The following is a 24,902-nucleotide window of genomic DNA, read 5'->3' on the forward strand; positions in this document are numbered from 1 at the left end:
AATATGCACAACGTTAACAAGAGTACTAATCCCCTTGGGGACGCCACTTACTTATTTTAAGTAATGTATAAAGCAGTGTGACACCGCACTCACTATGCACAACGTTAACAAGAGTACTAATCCCCTTGGGGACGCCACTTACTTATTTTAAGTAATGTATAAAGCAGTGTGACACCGCACTCTCTATACACAACGTTAACAAGAGTACTAATCTCTTGGGACGCAACTTACTATTTATTAGTAAGATGGCTTTTATTAAAAAGCCTATAACATCAATTTAACTGAATTTCTATAGTTACTTCAGAATTATTCATCCAAGTTAAAATCTAAAAATTAAATATTTTATATAATAACTCCTAAATTTTATTAGTATCTTTCCCTTTCTTATATTCAGCTTAATTAAACTTCATCTATGTTAGCGTACATATAAACGTCCAAATAAATAGGAGGTTATATGGCAAGTGGATGGGCACGAGATGGTGCAATTCAAGATCAAATTGATGCCAGCGTTAATGATGCTGTGCAATATGCTAGAAGTAATTTAGTTTCTGGAGCCAGTGCAGAGCTATGTGAAGAATGTAATGAACCAATACCACAAGCACGAAGACTTGCGTTACCTGGTGTTAAGTATTGTGTAAGCTGCCAAGCTGAAGTAGAAGGTAAAGGCACGCACTCTAAAGGGTTTAACCGACGCGGTAGTAAAGACAGTCAATTACGATAAAAAAGGTGCCTACAGCACCTTTTTTAATATCGTATCAGAGTTGAGCTTAAATAAATAAAAAGCGAATTAGCAAACCTATTACATATATTTGCTAAAATTTACTCATATTATCTTTTTTCTGAATTAATTCAATTGAGTAGCCATCAGGATCTTTTACAAACGCAATTTCTGTTATGCCGCCTTTAACAGGTCCAGGCTCACGGCTTACATTACCGCCAGCGGCCTTGATATCAGCACAGGCTTTATAGATATCATCAAACTCAATGGCAATATGACCATAAGCATTGCCTAAATCGTAGCTGTCGGTATCCCAGTTATAGGTCAGCTCTAGTACTGCTGTGTCTTTTTCATCGCCATAGCCTACGAAGGCTAGGGTATAGCGGTACTCTTCGTTATCAGCACGGCGTAACTCTTTCATACCGAGTACTTGGGTGTAAAACTCAATCGACTTTTCTAGATCAGTAACCCGTAACATGGTGTGTAATAAACGCATTTATAGTCCTCATGGCAAGTAAAATCACCCTTAATTTTTAGATGATATGAAAATAGTGCAGGGATTCATTCTATCACTCTTTGGTGTAAAAAAATCTTCGTTAGATTGCTAATTTTATACAAATACATAGGCAAAACTTTTTATAAACTTTTTCGTAAAACGGTCGATAACATCTATGCTTATGAGTGGAAGAGAATCCAACTAAGATTAATAAATTTTGGCTACCCCATTGATTATATAGTTCATGTTGACTATTTGAATATTGAGAAAATATATGAAACTGAAAGATTTAAGTGTAGGAAAGAAAATTTGGGGGAGCTTTGCTCTGGTATTTATTATCTTTTTCATTCTAAGCCTTATCATGAATAAGAGCTTATCTGAACTCGATGATAATGTTGATACGATAATTCAAGATAGCCTGCCATCAATCAGCGAATTAAAATCAATTCAAGTTATTTTAACTGATATCCGTAAAGATGAGTTTTCTTTAATACCTAATGCAAATAATCCTAAATTATCTACTTGGCTTGGTGATCTTGATCAAAAACGTGAGTTATTAAATGAGACGTTAAGAAAATACGAAGCGCTTTCTCTTTCATCTGAAGAAGTGGCTGCTCTAAACCAGTTTAAAGGTGCTTGGAGTGATTATAGTGATGAAACGCAAGGATATGGTCAGTTTCTTTCTACAGGACAATTAGAAAAAGCTAATAAGGTTGTGCTAGACAGTTTCGACGCTTATAAAAATGCTATCACTAGCCTAGATGTAGCTGTAAAAATAAATGAACAAAACGTAGATAGAATATCTCAGACTGTCCAAGAACGATTAGATTTTACCTTATGGGTCTCTATTGTTGGAGCCTTGTGTGTTATTGCCGTAATAATCGCAGCTTCTATCTGGCTTATTAAATCGGTACGTGAACCCGTTCAGCATGCGCTTACATTAGCTTCGGCAATTGCTAAGGGTAAGCTTAATAATGTGCTAGATGAAAAAAACCTTAGTAAAGACGAGCTAGGCAACTTGTTGTTGCAAATTAATTTAATGCAAGATAATTTGAATGACCTTGTTACTGAAGTATTCGATGCAACAATTCAGCTGACATCTGCGGTTGAAGAGGTGAGCACAATTTCGTCTCAGACAGCATCAGGAATGCAAAACCAACAACTTGAACTGCATTCAGTTGCTTCAGCCATGACACAAATGCAAGCCGCTGTATCAGAAGTTGCACAAAACACAGAACAAGCAGCAGGCTCAGCTAACGATTCTGCAAATATGGCTAAAAATGGCAGCTTATTACTAGAGCAAATGGTGACTGAAATATCAAAAGTATCAGTCACAATTGATGAATCAGGGCGCCTAGCAAACGATTTAGAAACCAGCTCAAATAATATTAATGTTGTTGTGGATGTGATTGGGGCAATCGCAGAACAAACGAATTTGCTAGCCCTCAATGCTGCAATTGAAGCAGCTAGGGCGGGGGAACAAGGCAGAGGGTTTGCTGTTGTCGCTGACGAAGTGCGTTCACTTGCAAAAAGAACACAAGACTCAACAAGAGAAATTGTTGATATTGTTGAGCAATTACAGAAAAAGTCAAAAGCGATGGAAGTATCAAGTAGACAATGCCACGAAGGAATTGTTTCATGTGTTGAGCAAGCAAAAAATGCCGGCACACAAATTGATGAAATCGAAGAATCGGTTAATCAAATTGCTGATATGAGCACGCAAATAGCCACGGCTTGTAGTGAGCAAACTGCGGTATCAGAAGACTTGAACCGCAGTGTTGAACAGATTAATAACTCATCAACAGAAATGGCAGAGGGAACGTCTCAAACAGCAATAGCATGTAGTGAAATTAGTAACTTAGCACATGGCTTGAAAGGCCGTTTGAGTCGCTTTGAACTGCGTAATTAATACCTGAAATTAGTCTAAATATAAGCCGCGGACATTCATAGAATGATCGCGGCTTTTTTAAACTCTAAGCTGGGGGTTAAACGACAGCCTTTACTGTTTAACTTTACCCTTAAGAACATAGATTTCACCATCAAAACTCCCCTGAATCGTCAAACCTTGCCCTGCTAACTCTTTTAGATAGTCTATATGTTCCTCAGTAATATGCTGCCCAGGCACCAAAAGCGGAATGCCTGGTGGATAGGGGGTAACTAAACCGGCACAAATACGGTTGTTACTTTTAGCGATAGGCACAGATTCGCGCTCACCATAAAAAGCATCACTTGGAATACACGCAAGGTCTATTGCTGGTAGATTCTCAGGCAAGCGAGATCGTCGCGTCGATTTTGACAACTTCACTTTACCGCTGTCGAGTTTCTTCAGCGCATTGTAAAGGCGAATTATTTTTGAGCGCGTGCCGCCAAGCGTCAGTAACACCAAAATGGTACTGTGAGTGTACTTCTCTATTTCTAGGCCAATTTCATCCAGCAGGTATTTATGAATATCCTTTAATGAATAAGGTAATTCGCTAATATCGATGAGAATTTTTAGCGGATCGTGACCCATGTTATCGCCACTAAAGTGTGGAAATATTTCCATAAAGTCTTCTTTACCAAGAACTTTAATCTGCTTGAGTGACGCCATCTGTTGTTTAAATTCTTCCACATGGTTCAGCAAGGCATTGAGCAGTTTATAGCCTTCCATCTCCAATTGCTTTTGGCACACGTCAAGCGACGCAATAAGCTGATACTTTGGCGATGTGCTAGCGTAAATGCTGTAAATCTCGCGAAAGAAATCAGCATCAAAATCAGGGTCGTTCACGTGAATGTAAGACGCTTGAGAAAACGCCGATACCACTTTATGCGCTGAATGGGTGACGTAGTCAGCGCCAGCATGAATGGCGGAATAGTATCGTAGGCTTGGGTGAAACAAGGAGTAAGCAAACCAGGCTTCGTCAATAAATACTTTAATACCATGTTGATGGGCAAACTCTACCACCTGTTTCAGATCGCTCAGTAGGCCATCGTAAGTACAACCGGTGAGCACCAGCAACTTCGCATCGGTATTTTGTTCTATCGCCTGTTTTATATCGGCCAACGACGGCGGCGCGAAGATGCCATATTTTGGATTTAAAATACTCGACAAATAAACTGGCAAACTGGCTGATTGTAAGATGCCATAGTGCACAGATTTATGACAATTGCGGTCGATAATCACTTTATCGCCCTTGCGCAGCAGTGTCTGCAAGATGATTTTATTTGAAGTTGATGAACCGTTAGTCACAAAATAGGTATGCTTTACTTCAAATGTCGCCGCAGCAGATTCTTGCGCACGGCCAATGGTATTGGTGCTATCTGACAATGAGCCTAACGAATCGACTGAAACCGACAGATCGCCAACGAACACATTACGACCATAAAACTGATAAAAATCTTTGATATAAGGGGAATTTCTAAAGCTGGAGCCGCCGCTGTGACCCGGTGTATGCCAAGAATCGTTCGCTTCGCCAACATAACGGCGATACGCCGTCCAAAATGGGGTTTCTGAGCGGTCATCGAAATCGTTAATCATATAGCCTAAAATTGCTTCAGGATCAGAAATCACCTCATCTTTAAAGAAAAAAGACTCAATCTCCTCCGACTCATTAACGATTTCTAGCCCTTTCGTATCATCGCCAATAACATAAACAGGCAACTCAAGGCGGATCCCCTTTAACTGCTCGATAAAGCGACTATAAGTTCGCTCGCCAACCTTATTTTGCAAATCCCAGCTAAGCACTACGGCCTGAATATCGCCATCTTCCTCTACAATGTCCAATGCTTGTTTTAGCTCAAGACGCTCAATAATATCGATATGAATATCATCTCGCTCAAAATTTGGGATGGTTTTCGACAGATTAGTAGAAAGCTCTTGCAAGGTGGCGGGGTCTTGCTCAATTAACAAGATACGAAGTATAGGTAACATAGGAATTCTCGCAATAAAATTTCATAATGCTCAACAGCATAACTAAAGGATTGACGCTTGTGAAATTAATACTTTGAAAATATTCTAATAATTACGCCAAATCACGAATAAACAGATTTTATTTAAATTGATTTACAAGGTATGGAAAATGAAAGGTGCCAAAGTTAGGCACCTACTTTAATAAACAGAAAAAAAGGCTGGAATGCGAATTAATCACTGAGCTTATTCTTATAAGCCTGATAATTGAGGTTTATAATTAATAATCGTTTAAAATGAAGGTGTTTTATCTACAGGTTTGGGTCTATATCTACTCAGTTTTATCTTTAAACTCACATAAGTCTTCAATAATACAACTGCCACATTTTGGTTTACGGGCAACACAGGTATAACGTCCGTGCAGTATGAGCCAATGGTGTACGTCTACTTTAAATTCTTTGGGGATCACTTTTTCGCTTTTGTTCAACCGCGACCACGTCTTTACTCATAGCAAGCTTAGTACGGTTTGATGCACGGTCTATGTGGGTATCTACAGCAATGGTTGGCCAACTTAAATATAAGGAAGGCAGATGTAACTAGCTTTCAAAATGTTGGTAGTTGAAATCCTAAAGAGCAAAGATCATGTGTTTGCATTAGGCTTCATCGAAACTTTTAGTTACAAAGTTAATTTGGTAACTCATATTACCTTGTGTTGTAGTTGATATAATTACAGCACGAGATAGGGAATTATGTATGAAAGAGGATATTGATGAGCTAAAAAGTGAATTTCAAGCAAAACTTCTATCTTGGAATAATATAAAAAGTAAAAAAATTAAAGTTACATTTATATTCATATTTTTCGGTTTGATTGGATTAAAGGTTTTTACTACTATCTTAACTGTTGATTGGCTTGCAGGGTTAATATGATGATCACTTTTCGCCCACTTAACAAACATGATTTTAACTATTCAAAAGTTATAGACCTTTTTTTCGAAGCTTTTCCAAAAGTTCACAGACTACCAGAATGGCTTGTTAAATACAGAATGAGGAATGGAAAGAATGGCTTTGATATTATTTATGATCATAATAAATGGGTTGGTTTTCTCTACACTAAAGAATATAAACAAATTATCTGTGTAAAGTTTTTTGCGATATCTGAATTGCTCCGCTCAAGTGGTTACGGAAGCAAAGTAATGGATTCTATGAATGAAAAGTATTCAAATAAAAGAATAGTACTCACTATTGAGGAGCTTGATGAAAAGACAGAAAACTATCAACAAAGAGTTAAGCGCAAAGCGTTTTATGAAAAAAATGGGTTCAGTTCTACCGGGTTTATCATAAAAGAGCCAGCTGAGCGGCAAGAAGTCCTTATACGTGGTGGAACTATATCTAAAGAAGAAATAGAAGCTATGTACAAGCATTTTTTAGGAAATTTATTGTTTTCTTTACTTAAAATCGAACTACTAAAAATTGAATAAGAATACCGTCATTTTAATGTAATTTGTTAGCCATTAGCAGTTAAATAATGCATGCAAAAAACCAACAGCAAAGATAAAAATTTAAAGTTTACTTATTGGCCCAAAAAAGAATAAACATTATTCAGTTTTATCCTTGAACTCACACAAGTCTTCAATAATACAGCTGCCACATTTTGGCTTACGCGCCACACAGGTATAACGTCCATGTAAAATAAGCCAGTGATGTACGTCTACTTTAAATTCTTTGGGGATCACTTTTTCGAGCTTTTGTTCAACCGCTACAACGTCTTTACCCATAGCAAGCTTGGTACGGTTTGAAACACGGAAAATATGGGTGTCTACCGCGATTGTCGGCCAGCCGAAAGATAATTAAGGTCGATCAACCTTCTATTAATTCCCTGTTTATTTAGGGCTATTATTATAGGTTTGATAAATATCACTGTCGTTAATTTTTGACGAATTTTTACTAAATAAAACAACATCACCAACAAGCGAAAAATGCCCAACTTGGTTATATAAAGTGGTGACAGGCTTATCAGACTCGATATCGTAAATATTTATTTTTCTCTTATTAGGGTCGTAAAACGCAACGCGATTTTCACTTTTTTTGACGTTGAATTGTCTACCATAAAAAGCGTTTACGTTATGTTTAGGTAACAATAAAGGAGTTGCATCTTCGCCATGATACCAATTTCCGTCTTGATCATTCCAAAGCCAATTGTCTGTTGCAGAAGTGTATTGAATGCTTCGCCATTTCGAGTCAATTCGTTCCATTGAATTGTCGTCCAAATTAAATTCAACCACTTGCCAGTTGGAATCGAGTTTAATGCTAAAGCTTATTATGTTGAGGGATTTAAAAGACACACCTCTAAATTCTTTTTCTGGTAAAGGCAGTACTTTTGTCTCACCAGTGGTTGTGGTAATTACGTGAATAGAATTTAAAGTAACTCCAGCAATGCTTTGTTCCCCTGGGGACCAAGTTAAATCGATATAGTGTCGACCATCAGCAAACTGGGTGATTTTTTTCTTTTTTTTTGTCTCACGATCATACAACCATAGCTCTTCGTTACCTGTGGTTAAGCTGATATATGCCACTTGTTTTGTGCTAGGTGATAATACAGCGAGTCTTTCATCGAAGGTATCATTTAGTATGGACTGTGTTTTATCTTCAGAGATATTATATTCATCAACATTTATATCATGCTCAAATACTGAAAACGCATAATCAACACCATTACTGTGTCTTTCTGGCCGATGTAATTGTTGTGAACTCGTAAACAGAATTGTTTTATCGCTGCCGTTTAGAGAATATTGCACAATTTCACGAGCTGGATGTTCACCCATCATGACAACGTGTTTGCCATCATGCGACCAGATACCACAACAAATATAGGCATTTAGTTTGAACAATAAGTTTAATTGCTGTGTCTCTAAGTCGAGTTGATAAAACCCCTCCCATTGTTGTTGATTCGGCGATGATATAAGCAGCTTGTTCTCGGTAGGATGAAGGTCAAATTGGCTGTTACCTTCTAAATGTAACTCGGGCTGCGGCAACCATTGAGTTTTACCTGAATTAATATTCAGTGAATAAAGCGAGTAAGGTTTATTCATCCCCGGAGATTCAGAGAAAATGACAATATTATCATCATGGGTGAATTTTATAGCGCCATAGCTGCCAGCTTTGCAGGTATGTATTAATTTAGGTTTAGACATTACTAAGCCATCAAACTCGCTAATAAAATATTGACAATTTTCGGGGGAAGCAACCAGATACACAAGTTTTGTGCCTTTATCATTCCAACTGCCTGGACCTACTCCGTTTTCTTCTCCGTGATTGATTTCAACTTGTTCACCAGAAATGATGTTTTTTACGAACAGTTTAAATTTTTCTCCATTATTATTCATATAAGCGAGGCGAATACCGTCCTGCGCAAAGCTAGGAAAATACTCGCTGCCGATATCTGTTGTGACGGCCTTGGCTGAAATAAAAGTATTAGCGGGAGAGTGGTCTGAAAAATAAAACCAAAATAATGAAGCAAAAGTTAAGGGGAGTAATAAAAGTTGGACTCGCTTGTCAATCCATCTCTTAGGATAAGAAATATCTTGTTTGGTAAGGAAGTCAGTTGAATCTGTTAATTGCGTGGCAGACGCTATAAACCGGTAGCCCCGTTTAGGTATTGTTACAATAAATTGAGGATTTCGAGCGTCATCTTGTAGTACTTTTCTCAGTTTAGTGATCAATTTACTTACTGTATTGTCACTGACGTAGCGACCATGCCAAACATTATCTAATAGCTGTTGTTTACTAATAACTTGATTTGGATGGCGGCAAAAATAAGTTAAAAGCTCACCCACCATAGGTTCTATTCGAACCATATTTTGTTCATTGCATAACATTTGATGCTGTTCGCTAAACTCAAAACCTTCAATTTTCCAACGCATACCTATCCATATTCCTATTACGTAGCCCTTTAAAATAAAGGTTGTCACAAAAAGTCATAACGATTCACCTCTTTGTCAGGACTTTATCTTTTCACCTCTATAGAGTGAAACCATCCGCGATGAAAACCATACAATGGAAGCACAAATGAAAAAAATAAGTTTAACATCAATAGCGATTTATTCGGTCATTATATTACTAAAATTTATTCCAAATACCTATGCAGCAGATGATCAGACATACTCTATCTCCAACATTATTTCCAAGACTGATTTAAGCACCGAATCTGGACAATTTGCTCTTTTGACATCTGATGAAATTAAGAGCGATTTATCGTCTTTTGCACAAAGCCTAAAAGAGAAAGAAATAAACCAACAAAGCATGTTTAACAAAATTGCATTGTTTTCACTACGAGAAGATATTGACAAAATATCGAGTGCTATGAGGCGACAAAAAAATACGTTGGAATATTCTCATTACCAATTTTTTCATCAAACTCGCCTTGCCTTAAACGGTCAAAACTCAACTAAAGAAAGTTTTGTAAATAAAGCTAATGATTTAATTAAAAGTAAGGTTGAACATTTGAATGATGAAGGGTTTGTTCAATTGTCGCTTGCACTTGGTTGGTCGGTTTCGAACGCCAAAGAATATGTTTTAAACATATTTAAACAGCTGCAAAAAAAATCATCGTTGACTCGAGGTGACATGATAAACCTTGCGGTTAATCACCACTTATATCAGGTCCTCGACGCCATCATTCCTATTGCAAACGATATTATACAATTGGAACAACAGGACCGATTTGTCATTCAACCTGATGTACTTGTGAAATTAAAAAATGGTATTGAAATTTCTACTACGATTGTCAGAAGTCGAGGTCAAACCAAGCCTAACAGCACCGCCTTGCAATACACCATCTATGCAGATGAAACCGCACACATTAAAACTGCCATGCATGCCGCTGCACATGGTTATATTGGTATAGTTGCCAATTCTCGAGGTAAGCGTTCGAGCAATAATGACATCGTGCCGTGGGAGCACGAAGGAGAAGATGCATCACAACTGATCAATTGGATCACTGAACAAGTTTGGAGCGATGGTAACGTTGTTATGTACGGTGGCAGCTATAACGGCTTTACGCAATGGGCGACAGCAAAACACATGCCGAAAGGGCTAAAAGCAATGGCTCCATATGTCGCAGCAAATTTGATAACCGGCCTCCCTTATGAAAACAACATTGCATTGACTGGAAATTTCGAGTGGCCATTGTATGCTACCAACAACAAAACCGTTGATAACAGCATTTATAGCGACTGGCAAAGAACAAATAACATTGTCAATGAACTCTACAGTAGCGGCCGTCCTTTCGTCGATATTGACAAAATAGCCAATAAACCTAGTCCGTGGCTGCAAAAATGGTTAGCACACCCAGAAGACGCTCCTTACTATCAAAAAATGGTTCCTCATCAGGACGACTACAAACACATCAACATACCTGTACTAAGCATTACTGGCTATTTTGAAGGAGGCCAGATCTCAGCCCTACATTATATGCATGAGCACTATAAATATAATGAAAATGCTAATCACGCACTGTTAATTGGTCCTTATAATCATGGGTCGGCACAAGGGAAACCTCGTTCTCATCACAGTAACTATGAACTTGATCCTGTCGCTTTAGAAAAAGACACTGAAGAAATTACATTTGCATGGTTTGATCATATTTTGAAAGGCAAAACAAAACCCAAGCTAGTGCAAAATAAAGTGAACTATCAAATCATGGGAACAAACGAATGGCGTTTTTCAGACTCGTTACAAGCGCTCAACCAACGACACTTAAGCTTTTATATTCAAACAAATAAACCGGACACAGAGCACAATTATTTGTTAGCACAAACGCCTTCTTCGCACGCGAATCATTACATAGAGCAAACGGTAGATATGAGCGACAGAAGTGAACAACGTAACCGATCGCAATGGCCGGTAATTAGTGAGCAAATAAACAAACAAGGAGGTATTCAAATAGAAACGCCAGTGTTTAAACAAGATATGGAACTCACCGGAGCAATTTCAGGATTTTTTGACATAGCCGTCAATAAGAAAGACGTGGATATCGGATTTAACTTCTATGAAGTCACCGCGAATGGAAATGCTTTCCACTTAAACAATTATCGAAGTCGAGCGAGTTATGCTGACGATATGAGTACACGACGTTTATTAACGCCAAATGTTAAACGACGTGTTCCAATAGTTAATGCACGCTTTACGTCTAAGCTGATTGAAAAGGGTAGTAAAATAGTCCTTGTATTAAATGTGAATAAGAATATCGAAGCGCAAGTTAACTTAGGCTCTGGAAAACTGGTTAACCATGAAACACTGTTAAATGTCGGCAAACCAATGAAATTGAAATGGTATTTATCGTCACAAATTAACTTACCCCTAAAACCGTGGGTTAAAGAAATTTAAACAATCCCGTTTGATCTCTGTTTAATGTGAAAATTCTGCTAACTGAATAAACTCATTCGGTTAGCATGAACTTACATATTCATGTTTTTACTCTACTTTATCTTTAAACTCACACAAGTCTTCGATAATACAGCTGCCACATTTTGGCTTACGCGCCACACAGGTATAGCGACCATGTAAAATGAGCCAGTGATGTACATCGACTTTAAATTCTTTAGGGATCACTTTTTCGAGCTTTTGCTCAACCGCTACCACGTCTTTACCCATGGCAAGTTTAGTACGGTTAGAAACACGGAAAATATGCGTATCTACAGCGATTGTAGGCCAGCCGAAATATAAGGATGGTAGATATTGGGAGTTCATAGAGTGGTTTCTGTTTTTTGTCATTAGAGGAGATTGACTACTGAATTTAAAAAAGGCAGCTTTAAGTCTAAGCCGTTCGTAGCACTGTTAAAAGCAGGTAGGTAAATATTAAAATCAATTTGCAAAAGATTATGAATATAGACATCCCTCTTTATGCAACGTAGACTACTTTCAATATAGCCACTAATAAACATACCGTGAAATGAATAGTCAGTTACTTTTTTTCTTCAGTGCGTTAGGTGCCTTTAATGGACTGTTGTTGACTGCCTATTTACTTTTTTCTAATCCCGCGTCAATTCAACGCCGTTTACTAGCGTTGCTCATGTTAGTTATTAGCTTACGCATTTCTAAATCAATTTGGTTTTACTTTGATCCAACGCTAGGCAAGCAGTTTTTGCAACTGGGGTTGTCTGCATGCTTTTTGATTGGTCCACTGCTTTATTTTTATGTCGTCAGTCAAACCGCTAATATAGAAAAGCTTAGGTTTAATTGGAAGTTACACCTTGCTTTACTTATTAGTTTGATCTTTGGTGTTGGCGTTTTGTATCCTTATCAGTCTAATGTTGAACTATGGGGATCGTTATATAGAGTAATCAATATAACTTGGGGCTTATATATGATGGCTGCGGCTATTCAATTATTTCCCAAACTATTTGTTTTAGCTGGCGACAACACTCGATTGTCAAAAGAAGAACTGTTATGTATCAACGTATTTGCCGGCACGATTTTTATTTGGCTGGCATATTTTACAGCGTCTTATACTTCTTATATCGCTGGAGCTTTGTCTTTTTCAGTTATTTTGTATGTTTCGCTCTCACTTTGGTATATATCTAATAAAGGGGGAAAACCTTCAGAGCAGACTTATGCTAATAAAAAAATTGCACATGAATTAGCAAGTCAGCTGATAACACGTTTAAATGAGCTAATGATTAATGAACAGCTTTACAAAAATGCCAATTTAACCTTACCTATATTAGCGAAAAAACTGCAATTATCTGTGCCTCAGTTATCGCAATTGTTAAACGATAACTTGAATAAATCTTTTGCCCTGTATGTTAATGAGCTTCGTATAGAAGAAGCGAAAAGGCTGTTGGTTGAAAACTCATACATGACGATTGAGTTAATTTCAGAAGCTTGCGGTTACAACTCTCAATCTACTTTTTATTCATCATTTAAACAATTTGAAAATATAACACCTGCACAATACCTAAAGCAGTATAAAGCCTTATAACCTCTTCGGAATTATAATTTCGTACTACGGAATTATTCGACGCTAATGTTTTCTCTGGTTTTTTCCTTAATCTAATAAACAGTTACTTTACGGAGAAAAACAATGAAATATTCACTCTTACTTTTGATCACCTTATTGAGTTTTGATTTGACAGCAAAACCTCAAATAGATAATGAGGCTCAAATCACACAGACATTACAAAACTATATTACAGGGACATCGTACAATGAACCTGACTTAATCAAGCGGGCTTTTGCAAAAGAGGCTCGATTATTACTCAGTAAAAAAGGCCAAGAAATATGGCCTGTTAGCCCAAATAAATATGCTTCATGGTTTAAAGATAAGAGACAATTTAATGGCAGAATAGGAGAGATACTATCCATTGATTTCGAAGGTGACATTGCTACCGCTAAGGTTGAAATTTTGATACCCGAAAAATCAATACGTTATGTTGACTTATTCCTATTAAAAAAAATATCGGGTAATTGGAAGGTGGTAAGTAAGGCTGCGACAAGTGAAACGTCTGAACAGAGTGGGAAAAGAATACTTTTTATTGTTTCCAATGCTCATTTTCACGGCGATTCAAAATTACCAACGGGTGTTAGTTTCTCAGAAATTGTTAAAGCGTACGGCACTTTTAAAAAGGCTGGTTACACTGTCGATTTTGTTAGCCCAGAGGGTGGAGCTATTCCACTCGCCTATATAAATACATCAGAGGAAATACATAAGCAATATCTATACGAACCTGATTTTATGTATGCGATCAAAAATACTAAGCAGCCAAGTCAGATTGACCCAGCTAATTACCTAGCCGTTCACTATGTTGGTGGAGGCAATGCGATGTATGGGGTTGCTGATAATGTTGCCATACAAAAAATCGCCATGACTATTTATGAAGAGCAACAAGGGATCGTATCGTCTGTTTGCCATGGAACCGCAGGGATTGTTAACTTAAAAACGAAAGAGGGTAAATACCTAGTGGCAGGCAAGCGGATATCAGGCTATCCTGATTCTTATGAAAATCAGTCACGCGCTTACTTCAAAGAGTTTCCATTCTTAATTCAAAAAACCATTGAAAGCAGAGGAGGTCAATTTTTCTATTCAGCCAGAAATACACCACATGTTGAAGTCGACGGGCGCATAGTCACAGGACAAAATCACCTATCCTCATCACTTGTCGCTCAGAAAATGGTTGAGATTTTACAACAGAATTAAATTATTTGGTGTGTTAGTTCTTTATAGGTGTTTAAAACCGAAAATGAAAGGGAACACACGATGAACATTGTGTATCTCTAAATGCTACTTAAAATAAAGCGTACTAAAAGTCTATTGTAGTGCCCTAGTGATACTGAATACATTATTAGAGAATTTAGCTGATTTTATCAACCAAAAAACTGATGTCAGCTAATGCCTATTTGAAGTCATTAGTAATTGCTGATGATAATGACTGCTTCTTGCCCAAAGCGCATTAAAGCTATTCCGTCTTATCCTTAAACTCACACAAGTCTTCAATAATACAAGCACCGCAACGCGGCTTGCGAGCTACACAGGTATAACGGCCGTGCAGGATTAACCAGTGGTGTACATCGACTTTAAATTCTTTGGGGATCACTTTTTCGAGCTTTTGCTCAACCGCAACCACGTCTTTACCCATGGCAAGCTTAGTACGGTTTGATACACGGAATATATGCGTATCTACAGCGATGGTCGGCCAGCCAAAAGCGGTGTTCAGTACTACATTGGCTGTTTTACGGCCTACGCCGGGTAGGGCTTCTAGGGCTTCGCGATTTTCAGGTACTATGCTGTTGTGTTTATCTACTAAAATTTGGCACATTTTGTAAACATTCGCAGCTTTGGAATTAAACAAACCGATGGTTTTAATGTAATCGCGTAGCGTATCGTGGCCTAAATCTAAAATCGCTTGTGGCGTATTGGCGACGGGAAATAGCTTACGGGTGGCTTTATTGACGCCAACGTCAGTTGCTTGTGCTGATAGCGTTACCGCAACTAACAGTTCAAACGGGCTTGAATATTCAAGCTCGGTTTCTGGATGTGGGTTTTGCTCGCGTAGGCGTGAGAGTATTTCGTGACGTTTTTCTTTATTCATGCAACTTAAACGCACAGTAAATACTGTGCGCTTCCCCTTAAGTTAAACTGGTGACCCTTGCTCGTGGGCCTTTTTCGGCCACTGGTGGTGCTACTTGCTTTGCTTTTATTTGTGCGTCAATCACATTTTTAGCAGCAATTAACAACCCTAAACCTAAAAATGCGCCGGGTGGCAAAATAGCGAGTAAAAATTGGTTATCAAAACTAAATACTTCAATACGTAACACAGATGCCCAAGGGCCAAGTAGTAAATCGGCGCCATCAAATAAAGTGCCTTGGCCAATAAGCTCACGCATTGCGCCAAGTACAACCAGTACCACCATAAAGCCAGAGCCCATCATTAAGCCGTCAAACGCTGATAAATGAATCGGATTTTTTGAGGCATAGGCTTCCGCACGGCCAATAATAGCGCAGTTAGTAACTATCAGTGGAATAAATATTCCCAGAGATTGATATAGGCCAAACGTATAGGCATTCATTAATAGCTGCACTATGGTTACAAAGCCTGCGATAAACATCACAAACACAGGTATGCGAATGTCTTTTGGCACCCAGTTTCGCACCGCAGAAATAGTCACGTTTGAACCAACTAATACCAGCAGGGTGGCTAAACCGAGGCCCATCGCATTGGTTATTGTTGAGGTCACCGCAAGTAACGGGCACAAACCGAGTAATTGTACGAGGGCAGGGTTGTTTTTCCACATTCCTTCGTTAAACAGTTCTTTTAATTGGCTCATGGCTCACCTACTTGGCATGCGTTATCAGCACTAAATACCGCATCGAAATTGTTTTTTGAGAATAACACAGCGTGTTTTACTGAGCCAACCACGGCACGTGGTGTAATGGTAGCGCCAGTGAATTGATCAAAGTCTCCGCCATCTTTTTTTACTGCCCAGCGAGTATCGTCGTCATCAAGTATAGTCTTATCTTTAAATGAGGTGATCCAAAGAGATTTTTTCATTTCTACTTTATCACCAAGACCTGGCGTTTCTTCGTGTTTAGTAACACGTACTCCGGCAACGTCACCATTTGCAAATACGGCAGTTAATAAATTTATATCGCCGCTATAACCTTTTGGCGTCATGTGGCGCATTACTAAAGCAACAGGTTGGCCATCCTTGCGAGCACGATAAACGGTTTGTGGTTTATTGCCAAGTAAAGGATCATCAATGATAGCGCAATCTTGATAAAGAGTATTATCGTAAAAATCAGGGGCGAGTACATCTTGCAGTTGTAATGAAAGTTGTTTGCGCTCTTGCTCTGCAATACTGCCAGCCGTGAGGTTATGGATAATACCAATAGCGCAGGTAGTGAGCAGAGCAAACAGCGCAAGGATAGTGCCATTTTTTGTCATTGATGAAATAATCATTTATTCACCCCATGGCCATAAGTACGTGGTTGAGTGTAATAGTCTATCAGTGGCACGGCCATATTGAGAAGTAACACAGCAAAGGCCATGGCATCTGGGTAACCGCCAAAAGTACGGATCAAATAAACTAATAAACCAATCAATGCGCCGTAAATTAACCGGCCACGATTTGTGGTAGCTGCTGAAACCGGATCAGTGGCTATGAAAAAGGCCCCTAACATGGTTGCGCCACTAAATAAATGAAATATCATACCAGGCTCGGTACCAGGTGCTGCGATATAACCAATTGCGCTGCACACAGCAATTGATGCAAGTACACCAACTGGGATATGCCAATTTATAACTTTGGCTTTAATAAGGTATAAGCCACCGATTAAAAAGCCAAGATTAACCCAGCCCCAACCTCGTCCTAGCCAACTATTAAAAATAGCGGCTTGCATGCTTTCAGATACGGTTAAACCATGTGCGGTATCAGTTTTGATGGTATCCAAAGGTGTGGCCATTGTTACGCCATCAACCCCAACTCGAAGTTGATCAATACTAAAACCACCGTTTGTAAAACCGTTGAAAATTACACTCAGCTGTTGAGCTAAGCTAATTGGGTTTGCGAGTAAGTCATTTATTGGCATCCAAGTGGTCATTTGCACTGGGAACGAAATAAGCAATAACACGTATGCAGCCATGGCAGGGTTAAATAAATTGAAACCAAGGCCACCATAGAGCTGTTTAACTATGACGATGGCAAAAAAGCTACCGATCACAATAGCCCACCATGGGGCGAGTGGCGGAATACTTAATGCTAATAAGACTGCAGTAAGCCATGCACTGCCATCTCCAATCGCAGGCCATACAGGGCGCTTACGAATAAGCATAATAATGACTTCACTGATACTAACCGTAACTAACGCTAAAATTAGCTGGATCAATACACCCGTACCAAAAAAATACAGCTGCGCGATAAGTCCAGGAATACAGGCTAAGATCACTGTTTGCATCAACCTGCTAAGTGATTTATGACTGTGGCTATGCGGCGAACTGGCCATCGTTAGCTTCATTATTGATCACTTCCTTCTTGTTGTAGTTTTTTGGCTTTTGCTCGGGCAATAGCTGCAGCGACTGCGGCCTTTTTCTTGTCTTGTGCAGTTTGTTCTGGCTTACCTTCAGCTTCGTTTATAGCAGTAGGTGCCGCTTCACTTTCAGAATTGTCGTTTTCTACGCTAGCCGCTTGTTCAGCTTTTGCAGCCTTTTTCGCTTTAGCGCGGGCAATGGCGGCAGCGACAGCGGCTTTTTTATCATCGGCAGGTGAGGCTGTAGCGACTTCACTTTCAGAGTTGTCGTTTTCTACGCTTGCTGCTTGTGCTGCCTTTTTCGCTTTTGCACGGGCAATGGCGGCAGCGACAGCGGCTTTTTTATCATCGGCAGGTGAGGCTGTAGCGACTTCACTTTCAGAGTTGTCGTTTTCTACGCTTGCAGCTTGTGCTGCCTTTTTCGCTTTTGCACGAGCAATAGCAGCAGCGACAGCGGCTTTTTTATCATCGGCAGGTGAGGCTGTAGCGACTTCACTTTCAGAGCTGTCGTTTTCTACGCTTGCTGCTGGTTCAGCCTGTGCTGCCTTTTTTGCTTTAGCACGGGCAATAGCGGCTGCGACAGCGGCTTTTTTATCATCAGTAGCTGCATCAGTCGTGTTATCGCTTTCATTTTCTGATGCCGCCGCTTTTTTCGCTTTAGCGCGGGCAATCGCAGCGGCCACCGCTGACTTTTTATCATCCGGAACAGCAGCTGTATTGCTAGCGGCTTTTTGTTCTTTGTATTTGCGAGCTTGCTCTTTGCGCGCTGCGCGCTCTAATGCTACCTCGCTGTTATCAGGTTCAAGCTCTGTATCTTGATGTTGTTTTTTAGCTTTAGCACGGGCAATTGCAGCGGCCACGGCTGATTTGTCGTCGTCTTTTGCGGGTTTGTTTTTAACGCGTGCTAAGGCATCGGCAATTTTTTGTTTTTCGTCAGCTGATTTTTCAGTCGCTGGTTTGCGTTTGTGGCGATTTTGTCGTGCTTCTTGCTCCCGCTCAAGACGCTGCTTGCGCAGTTCAAAGCGCTCTTTCGCACGTTCAGCTTTAACTTGCTCAGCTTGCTGTTCTTTTATTTCAACTTTAGCCACACGGTAATACTGCACCAGCGGAATTTCACTTGGGCACACATACGCACACGCACCGCATTCAATGCAATCAAACAGGTTGTGCTCTTTTAATTTGTCGTATTCTTTTGATTTAGCAAACCATTGTAATTGCTGAGGTAACAGTGAAGCAGGACAAGCGTCAGCACAAGCACTACAACGAATACAGGCTTTTTCAGGGCCGGGATCTGCCAGCTCATCATGATCTGGGGCTAAAATACAGTTAGTAGTTTTTACTACACCAATACGCACCGTTGGTAAGGTAAAGCCCATCATCGGGCCGCCCATCACAACGCGTTGTTGTGGTACTGGTGAAAACCCTTGGCAGTCAAGCAAGTGTTTTATCTCTGTGCCCAATAATGCCCACACATTGCCGGGTTTATGAATTGTATTACCCGTGACAGTAATAACACGTTCGATTAGCGGCTTACCTTCAAAAACGGCTTGATTAACGGCAAATAAAGTACCTACGTTTTGAACTAATACACCAATGTCAGCGGGAATACCGCCGCTTGGCACTTCTTTATTAGTGAGTAACTTAATTAATTGTTTTTCACCGCCAGACGGGTAAATAGTAGGAACGGTTTGAATGATTATTTTGTCATTATGCTCAGCCGCTGCCTGCATGGCAGCGATGGCTTCTGGTTTGTTATCTTCTATACCAACAATAGTAAGTGTTGGTGTAAGTAATTGCTGCATGATCTCTATGCCAGCAATAATGCCTGCAGCATGCTCACGCATTAGTACATCATCAGCAGTAATATAGGGCTCACATTCCACTGCATTTACAATCAAATACTCAATTGCTTTGCGACTATCTGCTTTAATATAAGTCGGGAATCCTGCACCGCCCATACCGGCAATACCACGGTCATGAATAATATTGATAAGCTGATCGTGAGAAAGCAGGCTCGGTGTTGTCACCGGTGCTAACACACACCAGCTATCTTGGCCATCGGGCTCAATAATTACACACAATTCAGGCAATGCCGATGGGTGCGCAGACGGCATTTGGCAAATATCAGTGATAGTACCAGAAGTGGGGGCGTGTATTGGCACCGACCAATTCGCAACAGGCTTTGTAAGTGCTTGCCCTTTAAGTACCAACTGGCCTTTTTCGACGATTAGTTGACCGTTAGCACCAATATGTTGTTTTAATGGCACAATGAGTTTGTCAGGCAAAGGTAAACGGGTGATTGCTTGAGTGTTGGAAATTGTTTTTTGTCCCGGTGGATGAATACCACCTGGAAACGGCCACACTTTACCTTGTTTTATCTGTGCAATGAGCTTTTCCACGTGTGCCCCTTAATCTATTTGTGTTACTGGGATTGCATCAAGTTGCCATTTCCACGTTTGCTTTGTGGTTTCAACTGGCAGCATGTCAATGCAGTCAACAGGACAAGGTTCAACACATAGATCACAGCCTGTGCATTCGTCAATTAACACCGTATGCATTTGGCGCGTGGCACCAACAATGGCATCAACAGGGCAGGCTTGAATGCATTTTGTACAGCCAATACATTCATCTTCACGAATATAGGCAACGGTTTTTATTGGCTCAGCTTGTTCACCACCGGCAAGAGGCTTGGCATCAACCCCCATTAAATCCGCTAATTTTTTTACAGTCGCATCGCCCCCCGGCGGGCACTTATTTATTTCGTCGCCGTTAGCTATACCCTCAGCATATGGGCGACAACCAGGGTAGCCGCACTGACCACATTGTGTTTGCGGTAGAATCGTATCGATTTGCTCGACGATAGGATTACTTTGCACACGAAAACGAACTGCGGCAAATCCTAAGATCAAACCAAAAATAAGTGCCAGTGAACCCAGCGCAATCATGGCATAAAACAAGGTCATGTTAAAACTTCACTAATCCTGTAAAGCCCATAAAGGCCATCGACATTAAGCCTGCGGTGATCATCGCAATCGATGCGCCTTTAAAGGGGGAAGGTACGTCAGCAGCAGTTAAACGTTCACGAAGTGCTGCAAATAAAACCAGTACCATAGAAAAACCAACTGCAGCGCCGAAGCCATACACCGCTGATTGTAAAAATGTATGATCTTCTTTTATATTTAACAGTGCAACACCTAACACCGCACAGTTAGTGGTGATCAAAGGTAAAAAGATACCTAATAAACGATACAGCGTAGGGCTGGTCTTTCTGACCACCATTTCGGTAAACTGAACCACCACCGCAATCACTAAAATAAAGCTTAGGGTACGTAAATAGGTGATATCAAGTGGGATCAAAATATATTGATTCACTAGATAGCTTGTTACAGAGGCAAGAGTTAACACAAAAGTGGTCGCAAGTGACATGCCTATAGCTGTATCCAGTTTGCCAGATACACCCATAAACGGACATAGACCTAAAAATTGTACTAACACAAAGTTATTAACCAGTACTGTGCCGATCAACAGCAATACATATTCTGTCATGTTCGCCTCACGCTATAATAAACGCCGACATTATCCTTTTTTATTGGCGGTTTAACAATACGTAGCGGGCAAATAAACCGCTCATTTAATAATGATAGTGAATAGCATTTAGAATTTTATAGCATGATAAATAAAGATTAACTGTTCATTAACCTGTTACCGATATTCGGATAGATAAACTAATAGAAAACTAAAATGGTGCTTAAAGCACCTTCTAGAGATCAAATATCTTTTGGTTTTTCGATGTAATAACCCTGCACGCCATCAAGGCATAAAGTTTCAATAATGTGTTTTTCTTCTTGGCTTTCAACGCCTTCAGCAAAAACACTAACACCAATCCGGTGTGCGAGATCAACCATCAAACGCATAAAGTATTGGTTATTTTTATCTTCTTCAAGGCCGCGGGTGTAACTTGCGTCCATTTTGATAAAGTCAGGTTTTAAATCGCGGAAAAACTTAAATGAGGTCAAACCAACACCAAAGCGTTCTACTGTTATACGGGCTCCAACACGATGGATCATATCGATAAAGCGTTTACTAGCTTTAATATTTTGCTGTAAGCCAAATTCACTTACTTCGAATACCAGTTTTGAAGCAATATTTGTGTCTTTTAATAAACGTCGTTCTAGCCAAATTACAAACTGATCATTGTGTGCGCTTGAGGCGGTAACATTCAAACCAAAGAATTTTTCAGAGAAATTACGGCTCTTAATTTTTTCCAGTGATGAATTAATGATTAACTGATCAATTTCCATCGCCATATCAAGCTTTTCAGCCATGGCTAAAAATGAAGCGGTAGGCAGTACTTGGTTTTCAGCGGTTTTAAAACGCACTTGAATTTCAGCGTAGGCCTTCATACTTTTACCAATCGGCATAATGTTTTGCATTACTAAATGCACACGTTTAGATTCAATGACTTCATTGATCACTTTACGCCAGTTTTGATTACCAAACCCTGCACTTACATTATTAACTAAATCGGTTTCACGCTGAACATGCCATGCATTTGCTTGTTTTGATTGCGCCATGCTCATAGCGTTGTCTACGACAGAAAGTAGTTCACCTAGTGGTTTGCCTTTTTCATAACCAACAATTCCTGTATTTGCTACTGAGCTTAATTCTTGGTTTTGCTGATATTGAGTAAATCGAGATTGTAAGTTATCACCAAAACGTTCAGATTCTTTGAGAGGAGTATTCGGCAGTACAATCGCGAAATCTGAGCTATTCAAACGAAAAACTTTACTGCCTGTATATGTGCCGCTGATATGTTTAATAATATCAGCCACAGCTTTGACATATTCGTCACCTTTTTGGTAACCGCGGGTTTGGTTGATGACCTGTAATTCACTACAGCGAACCATCGCTAAAGATCCAAAGGTGCTCTTCTCACTGCTTTCAATGTACTTCTCATAATATTCAACAAACATGTTACGGTTGCCAAGCTTAGTGACTACATCTTTATAGGCTTCTTGCTTGATAGACTGTGCGGCATTTTGAATATCCTCATGCTTACTTTGTAAAAAGTGTGACAGGCGATTAAAGCTAGGCACTAGGTCAACGCCCAGTTGCTTTATTTTGCTACTATTAATTGCTGTTTCAAGGGCGTTGTTGACTTGATTTTGATTGATATAAACATCAATTATTTCAGCCACTGTCATACTTATATTTCTATTCAGCTTACTAAACATGGTTTTCATAAACATAATGGGGATAATTGCCATTAAACCTGACACTAAAATAACAATAAACAGCGCTTGTTGTAGTATCAGCCCAAGGTTAGTGGCATTAATAGTAAATTCAACTTTAATATCAGATGCTTGATTAACAGCAAACTGCGGGCGAATAGAGTTAAAACTGGTGTTTACTAATTGCGCGATGGCTGGTAATGATGTAGGAGATTTAATATTTACTATTTCTTTACCTTGCTGATCACGCAAAATAAATGAAGAAAAAGTATTACCGTCAGCAAGTACTCGCTGAAGTTGATCTGGTGCTATATCGACAATAGAATGTTTACTAATATAGTTGTTTACCACTGATTGCGCTTTATGCTGTGCATCGCTTACAGCGTTGTCAAACGCTGATGCAACAAAATAACCGCCAATACTTGCAAATAACAACCAAGATATTAATTGAATAAATATGAGTTTTTTGAAACCAGCCATGTCTTATTCTTTTAGTAGATCAAAGGGAAGGAATCAGATCCTTAATTAATCAAATTATTTACACTTATTAAGTGTGTATAAAAAAATAGTTTGATATTAGTAGGGTAGTGGAATTACTTAGGAAAGTCTAATTGATTCTTTAAGTTGGCTCCCCCTCCCCGACTCGAACGGGGGACCTGCGGATTAACAGTCCGTCGCTCTAACCAACTGAGCTAAGGGGGAACTAAAATACTTAAATTGTATATGATTTGGCTCCCCCTCCCCGACTCGAACGGGGGACCTGCGGATTAACAGTCCGTCGCTCTAACCAACTGAGCTAAGGGGGAACAATAATCATATTACATAAACTTGGCTCCCCCTCCCCGACTCGAACGGGGGACCTGCGGATTAACAGTCCGTCGCTCTAACCAACTGAGCTAAGGGGGAATCGTTTATGGTTGAAAAATTTGGCTCCCCCTCCCCGACTCGAACGGGGGACCTGCGGATTAACAGTCCGTCGCTCTAACCAACTGAGCTAAGGGGGAAGCGTATGTGCCTTTCAACGGGGCGAAATATTAATGACCGCGCTGCAAAGTGTCAACACATAAAACCGTATAAACAAAAAAAACCAGTCTGTTCGATGTTTTTATGTTCGATCTGGCTGTTTTGTGGCTTTTTTTCTCTTCATTTAAGCCGTGTAGATCGAGACGCACGATAAAATTACGGTTTTTAACGACTAAAAAACAAACAAGTTAACCGCCAAGTAAATTATAAAAGTGAGCATTTATCTACTTTGTACAAATAAATTTATGAAATGTACTTTTTTAACGCTAGCTAATAAAAGCGTAAATTCGTAATGATTAAATTTACCTATGCATTTAATTAGTCGTTAACGAAAAATGCAGAGAAAAAAATGATATACAGATCTGAACCCTTAGTTTTTCGACTTAGTACCCATGATAATGGTAAGGAAATAAGTATATGTTGTTTTATTTCAATTTATTAGAGTGATTTTTTTATATTGTGCTGACGTTTAAATAAATGTGACAGGTCATTGGTATGAGGGTTAAGTATGTTTTCTGAGCTATTTAACTCAAATTGTCTAAAGTTAGTATTTGCCAACATTGCTGCTAACGTGTTTAAGCCGTCCCTTTGCACGCCTTTATTAACGTGGCTTTGCAATAGTTATCCACGGTTTCTGTGGATAACTCTGTTTATTAAACTTTAAGAACGTTGGCAGAGCCATATTTTTAGGGCACTGTGAGGATATCAAGTATTTAAAACAGTTTTTTTATCTCATTTTAAAACAATGACTTGAAAAAATTAGCTGAAAAGAGCTTCGTTGATGAGTAAATTAATTCGTAACGATTCGATTAGCGCAATTTTTGTGTAAAAATGCAGCGCCAGTCGCGATGTTTTTGTGATAAAGGTTATAAAAATGTATTTTTATTGTTTTTAGTGGAGGTTCGAAGTGAAATCGTGGCCAAACACGTAAAAAGAACACTTTTCTATAGTTTTTTAGGCGTTTTTGTAATCAATTTATAATCACTTGATAAATGCGTGGCTTGAAAAGCCCTGATGCTTTAAAATAC

General features: G+C 39.4%; 18 protein-coding genes, 4 tRNA genes and 3 pseudogenes. 7 read left to right on the plus strand and 18 right to left on the minus strand.

The annotated features are described in order from the left end of the window. The first annotated feature begins 454 nt into the window (after positions 1-454). The gene (locus J7338_RS07840; protein ID WP_210796535.1) at positions 455-721 is read left to right on the plus strand and encodes a DksA/TraR family C4-type zinc finger protein; all 267 of its coding nucleotides are present in this window, start codon (positions 455-457) and stop codon (positions 719-721) included. A gap of 91 nt (positions 722-812) precedes the next feature. Here J7338_RS07840 and gloA read toward each other — a convergent pair whose 3' ends face one another. Beyond that, the gene (gene gloA, locus J7338_RS07845; protein WP_210796536.1) at positions 813-1,214 is read right to left on the minus strand and encodes a lactoylglutathione lyase; all 402 of its coding nucleotides are present in this window, start codon (positions 1,212-1,214) and stop codon (positions 813-815) included. 274 nt (positions 1,215-1,488) lie between these two features. On the opposite strand from gloA, the gene J7338_RS07850 reads away from it, so the two are divergent. Next, entirely contained in the window at positions 1,489-3,123 is a 1,635-nt protein-coding gene (locus J7338_RS07850) for a methyl-accepting chemotaxis protein (protein ID WP_210796537.1), read from the plus strand. 90 nt (positions 3,124-3,213) lie between these two features. Here the strand turns inward: J7338_RS07850 and J7338_RS07855 are convergent, their stop codons facing one another. Then, positions 3,214-5,124: an aminotransferase class V-fold PLP-dependent enzyme gene (locus J7338_RS07855; protein ID WP_210796538.1), complete on the minus strand. Its 1,911-nt coding sequence runs from the start codon at positions 5,122-5,124 to the stop codon at positions 3,214-3,216. Between the two features lie 307 nt (positions 5,125-5,431). After that, positions 5,432-5,669: pseudogene (locus tag J7338_RS07860) on the minus strand (endonuclease III); the annotation flags it as partial. Positions 5,670-5,853: 184 nt separating this feature from the next. On the opposite strand from J7338_RS07860, the gene J7338_RS07865 reads away from it, so the two are divergent. Continuing rightward, positions 5,854-6,027, plus strand: a complete 174-nt coding sequence (locus J7338_RS07865; RefSeq protein ID WP_182735430.1) for a hypothetical protein — start codon at positions 5,854-5,856, stop codon at positions 6,025-6,027. Then, positions 6,024-6,578, plus strand: a complete 555-nt coding sequence (locus tag J7338_RS07870) for a GNAT family N-acetyltransferase (RefSeq protein WP_210796539.1) — start codon at positions 6,024-6,026, stop codon at positions 6,576-6,578. Before J7338_RS07865 ends, J7338_RS07870 begins: the two co-directional genes overlap by 4 nt. A gap of 117 nt (positions 6,579-6,695) precedes the next feature. Here J7338_RS07870 and J7338_RS07875 read toward each other — a convergent pair. Both J7338_RS07875 and J7338_RS07880 read right to left on the minus strand, forming a co-directional pair. Next, positions 6,696-6,944, minus strand: a pseudogene (locus tag J7338_RS07875) (endonuclease III); the annotation flags it as partial. Positions 6,945-6,980: 36 nt separating this feature from the next. Beyond that, positions 6,981-9,068: a winged helix-turn-helix domain-containing protein gene (locus J7338_RS07880; protein ID WP_210796540.1), complete on the minus strand. Its 2,088-nt coding sequence runs from the start codon at positions 9,066-9,068 to the stop codon at positions 6,981-6,983. A gap of 97 nt (positions 9,069-9,165) precedes the next feature. Between J7338_RS07880 and J7338_RS07885 the strand changes: the two genes are divergently transcribed. Further along, positions 9,166-11,484, plus strand: a complete 2,319-nt coding sequence (locus J7338_RS07885; protein ID WP_210796541.1) for a CocE/NonD family hydrolase — start codon at positions 9,166-9,168, stop codon at positions 11,482-11,484. Between the two features lie 87 nt (positions 11,485-11,571). Here J7338_RS07885 and J7338_RS07890 read toward each other — a convergent pair. Further along, positions 11,572-11,817, minus strand: a pseudogene (locus J7338_RS07890) (endonuclease III); the annotation flags it as partial. Between the two features lie 352 nt (positions 11,818-12,169). Between J7338_RS07890 and J7338_RS07895 the strand changes: the two are divergent. Both J7338_RS07895 and J7338_RS07900 read left to right on the plus strand, forming a co-directional pair. Beyond that, the gene (locus J7338_RS07895) at positions 12,170-13,078 is read left to right on the plus strand and encodes a helix-turn-helix domain-containing protein (protein WP_210796542.1); all 909 of its coding nucleotides are present in this window, start codon (positions 12,170-12,172) and stop codon (positions 13,076-13,078) included. Between the two features lie 102 nt (positions 13,079-13,180). Further along, on the plus strand, positions 13,181-14,293 hold the full coding sequence (locus J7338_RS07900) for a nuclear transport factor 2 family protein (RefSeq protein ID WP_210796543.1): 1,113 nt from the start codon (positions 13,181-13,183) through the stop codon (positions 14,291-14,293). Between the two features lie 259 nt (positions 14,294-14,552). On the opposite strand, the gene nth is transcribed toward J7338_RS07900, so the two are convergent. The 12 genes from nth to J7338_RS07960 form a co-directional block, all read right to left on the minus strand. Then, positions 14,553-15,185, minus strand: coding sequence for an endonuclease III (gene nth, locus J7338_RS07905; protein WP_210796544.1), 633 nt, complete (start codon positions 15,183-15,185; stop codon positions 14,553-14,555). A gap of 37 nt (positions 15,186-15,222) precedes the next feature. Further along, entirely contained in the window at positions 15,223-15,921 is a 699-nt protein-coding gene (locus tag J7338_RS07910; protein WP_210796545.1) for an electron transport complex subunit E, read from the minus strand. Then, positions 15,918-16,553: an electron transport complex subunit RsxG gene (gene rsxG, locus J7338_RS07915; protein WP_210796546.1), complete on the minus strand. Its 636-nt coding sequence runs from the start codon at positions 16,551-16,553 to the stop codon at positions 15,918-15,920. The genes J7338_RS07910 and rsxG overlap by 4 nt, the downstream gene beginning before the upstream one ends. Beyond that, the gene (gene rsxD / locus J7338_RS07920; protein WP_210796547.1) at positions 16,550-17,608 is read right to left on the minus strand and encodes an electron transport complex subunit RsxD; all 1,059 of its coding nucleotides are present in this window, start codon (positions 17,606-17,608) and stop codon (positions 16,550-16,552) included. Before rsxD ends, rsxG begins: the two co-directional genes overlap by 4 nt. After that, a complete protein-coding gene (rsxC, locus tag J7338_RS07925; RefSeq protein ID WP_210796548.1) occupies positions 17,608-20,019 on the minus strand; it encodes an electron transport complex subunit RsxC in 2,412 nt (803 codons plus the stop codon). Before rsxC ends, rsxD begins: the two co-directional genes overlap by 1 nt. Positions 20,020-20,028: 9 nt before the next feature. Continuing rightward, a complete protein-coding gene (gene rsxB, locus J7338_RS07930) occupies positions 20,029-20,583 on the minus strand; it encodes an electron transport complex subunit RsxB (RefSeq protein ID WP_210796549.1) in 555 nt (184 codons plus the stop codon). A 1-nt stretch (position 20,584) separates the two neighbouring features. Next, on the minus strand, positions 20,585-21,166 hold the full coding sequence (gene rsxA, locus J7338_RS07935) for an electron transport complex subunit RsxA (protein ID WP_210796550.1): 582 nt from the start codon (positions 21,164-21,166) through the stop codon (positions 20,585-20,587). Between the two features lie 221 nt (positions 21,167-21,387). Then, positions 21,388-23,331, minus strand: coding sequence for an EAL domain-containing protein (locus tag J7338_RS07940; RefSeq protein WP_210796551.1), 1,944 nt, complete (start codon positions 23,329-23,331; stop codon positions 21,388-21,390). 145 nt (positions 23,332-23,476) lie between these two features. Then, positions 23,477-23,553: transfer RNA gene (locus J7338_RS07945), tRNA-Asn, on the minus strand. Between the two features lie 27 nt (positions 23,554-23,580). Next, positions 23,581-23,657, minus strand: a tRNA-Asn gene (locus tag J7338_RS07950). A 23-nt stretch (positions 23,658-23,680) separates the two neighbouring features. Beyond that, positions 23,681-23,757: transfer RNA gene (locus J7338_RS07955), tRNA-Asn, on the minus strand. Between the two features lie 21 nt (positions 23,758-23,778). Further along, positions 23,779-23,855, minus strand: a tRNA-Asn gene (locus J7338_RS07960). Between the last annotated feature and the right edge of the window lie 1,047 nt (positions 23,856-24,902).

The organism is Pseudoalteromonas ostreae (genome assembly GCF_018069805.1).
In the GTDB taxonomy this organism is placed as follows: domain Bacteria; phylum Pseudomonadota; class Gammaproteobacteria; order Enterobacterales; family Alteromonadaceae; genus Pseudoalteromonas; species Pseudoalteromonas ostreae.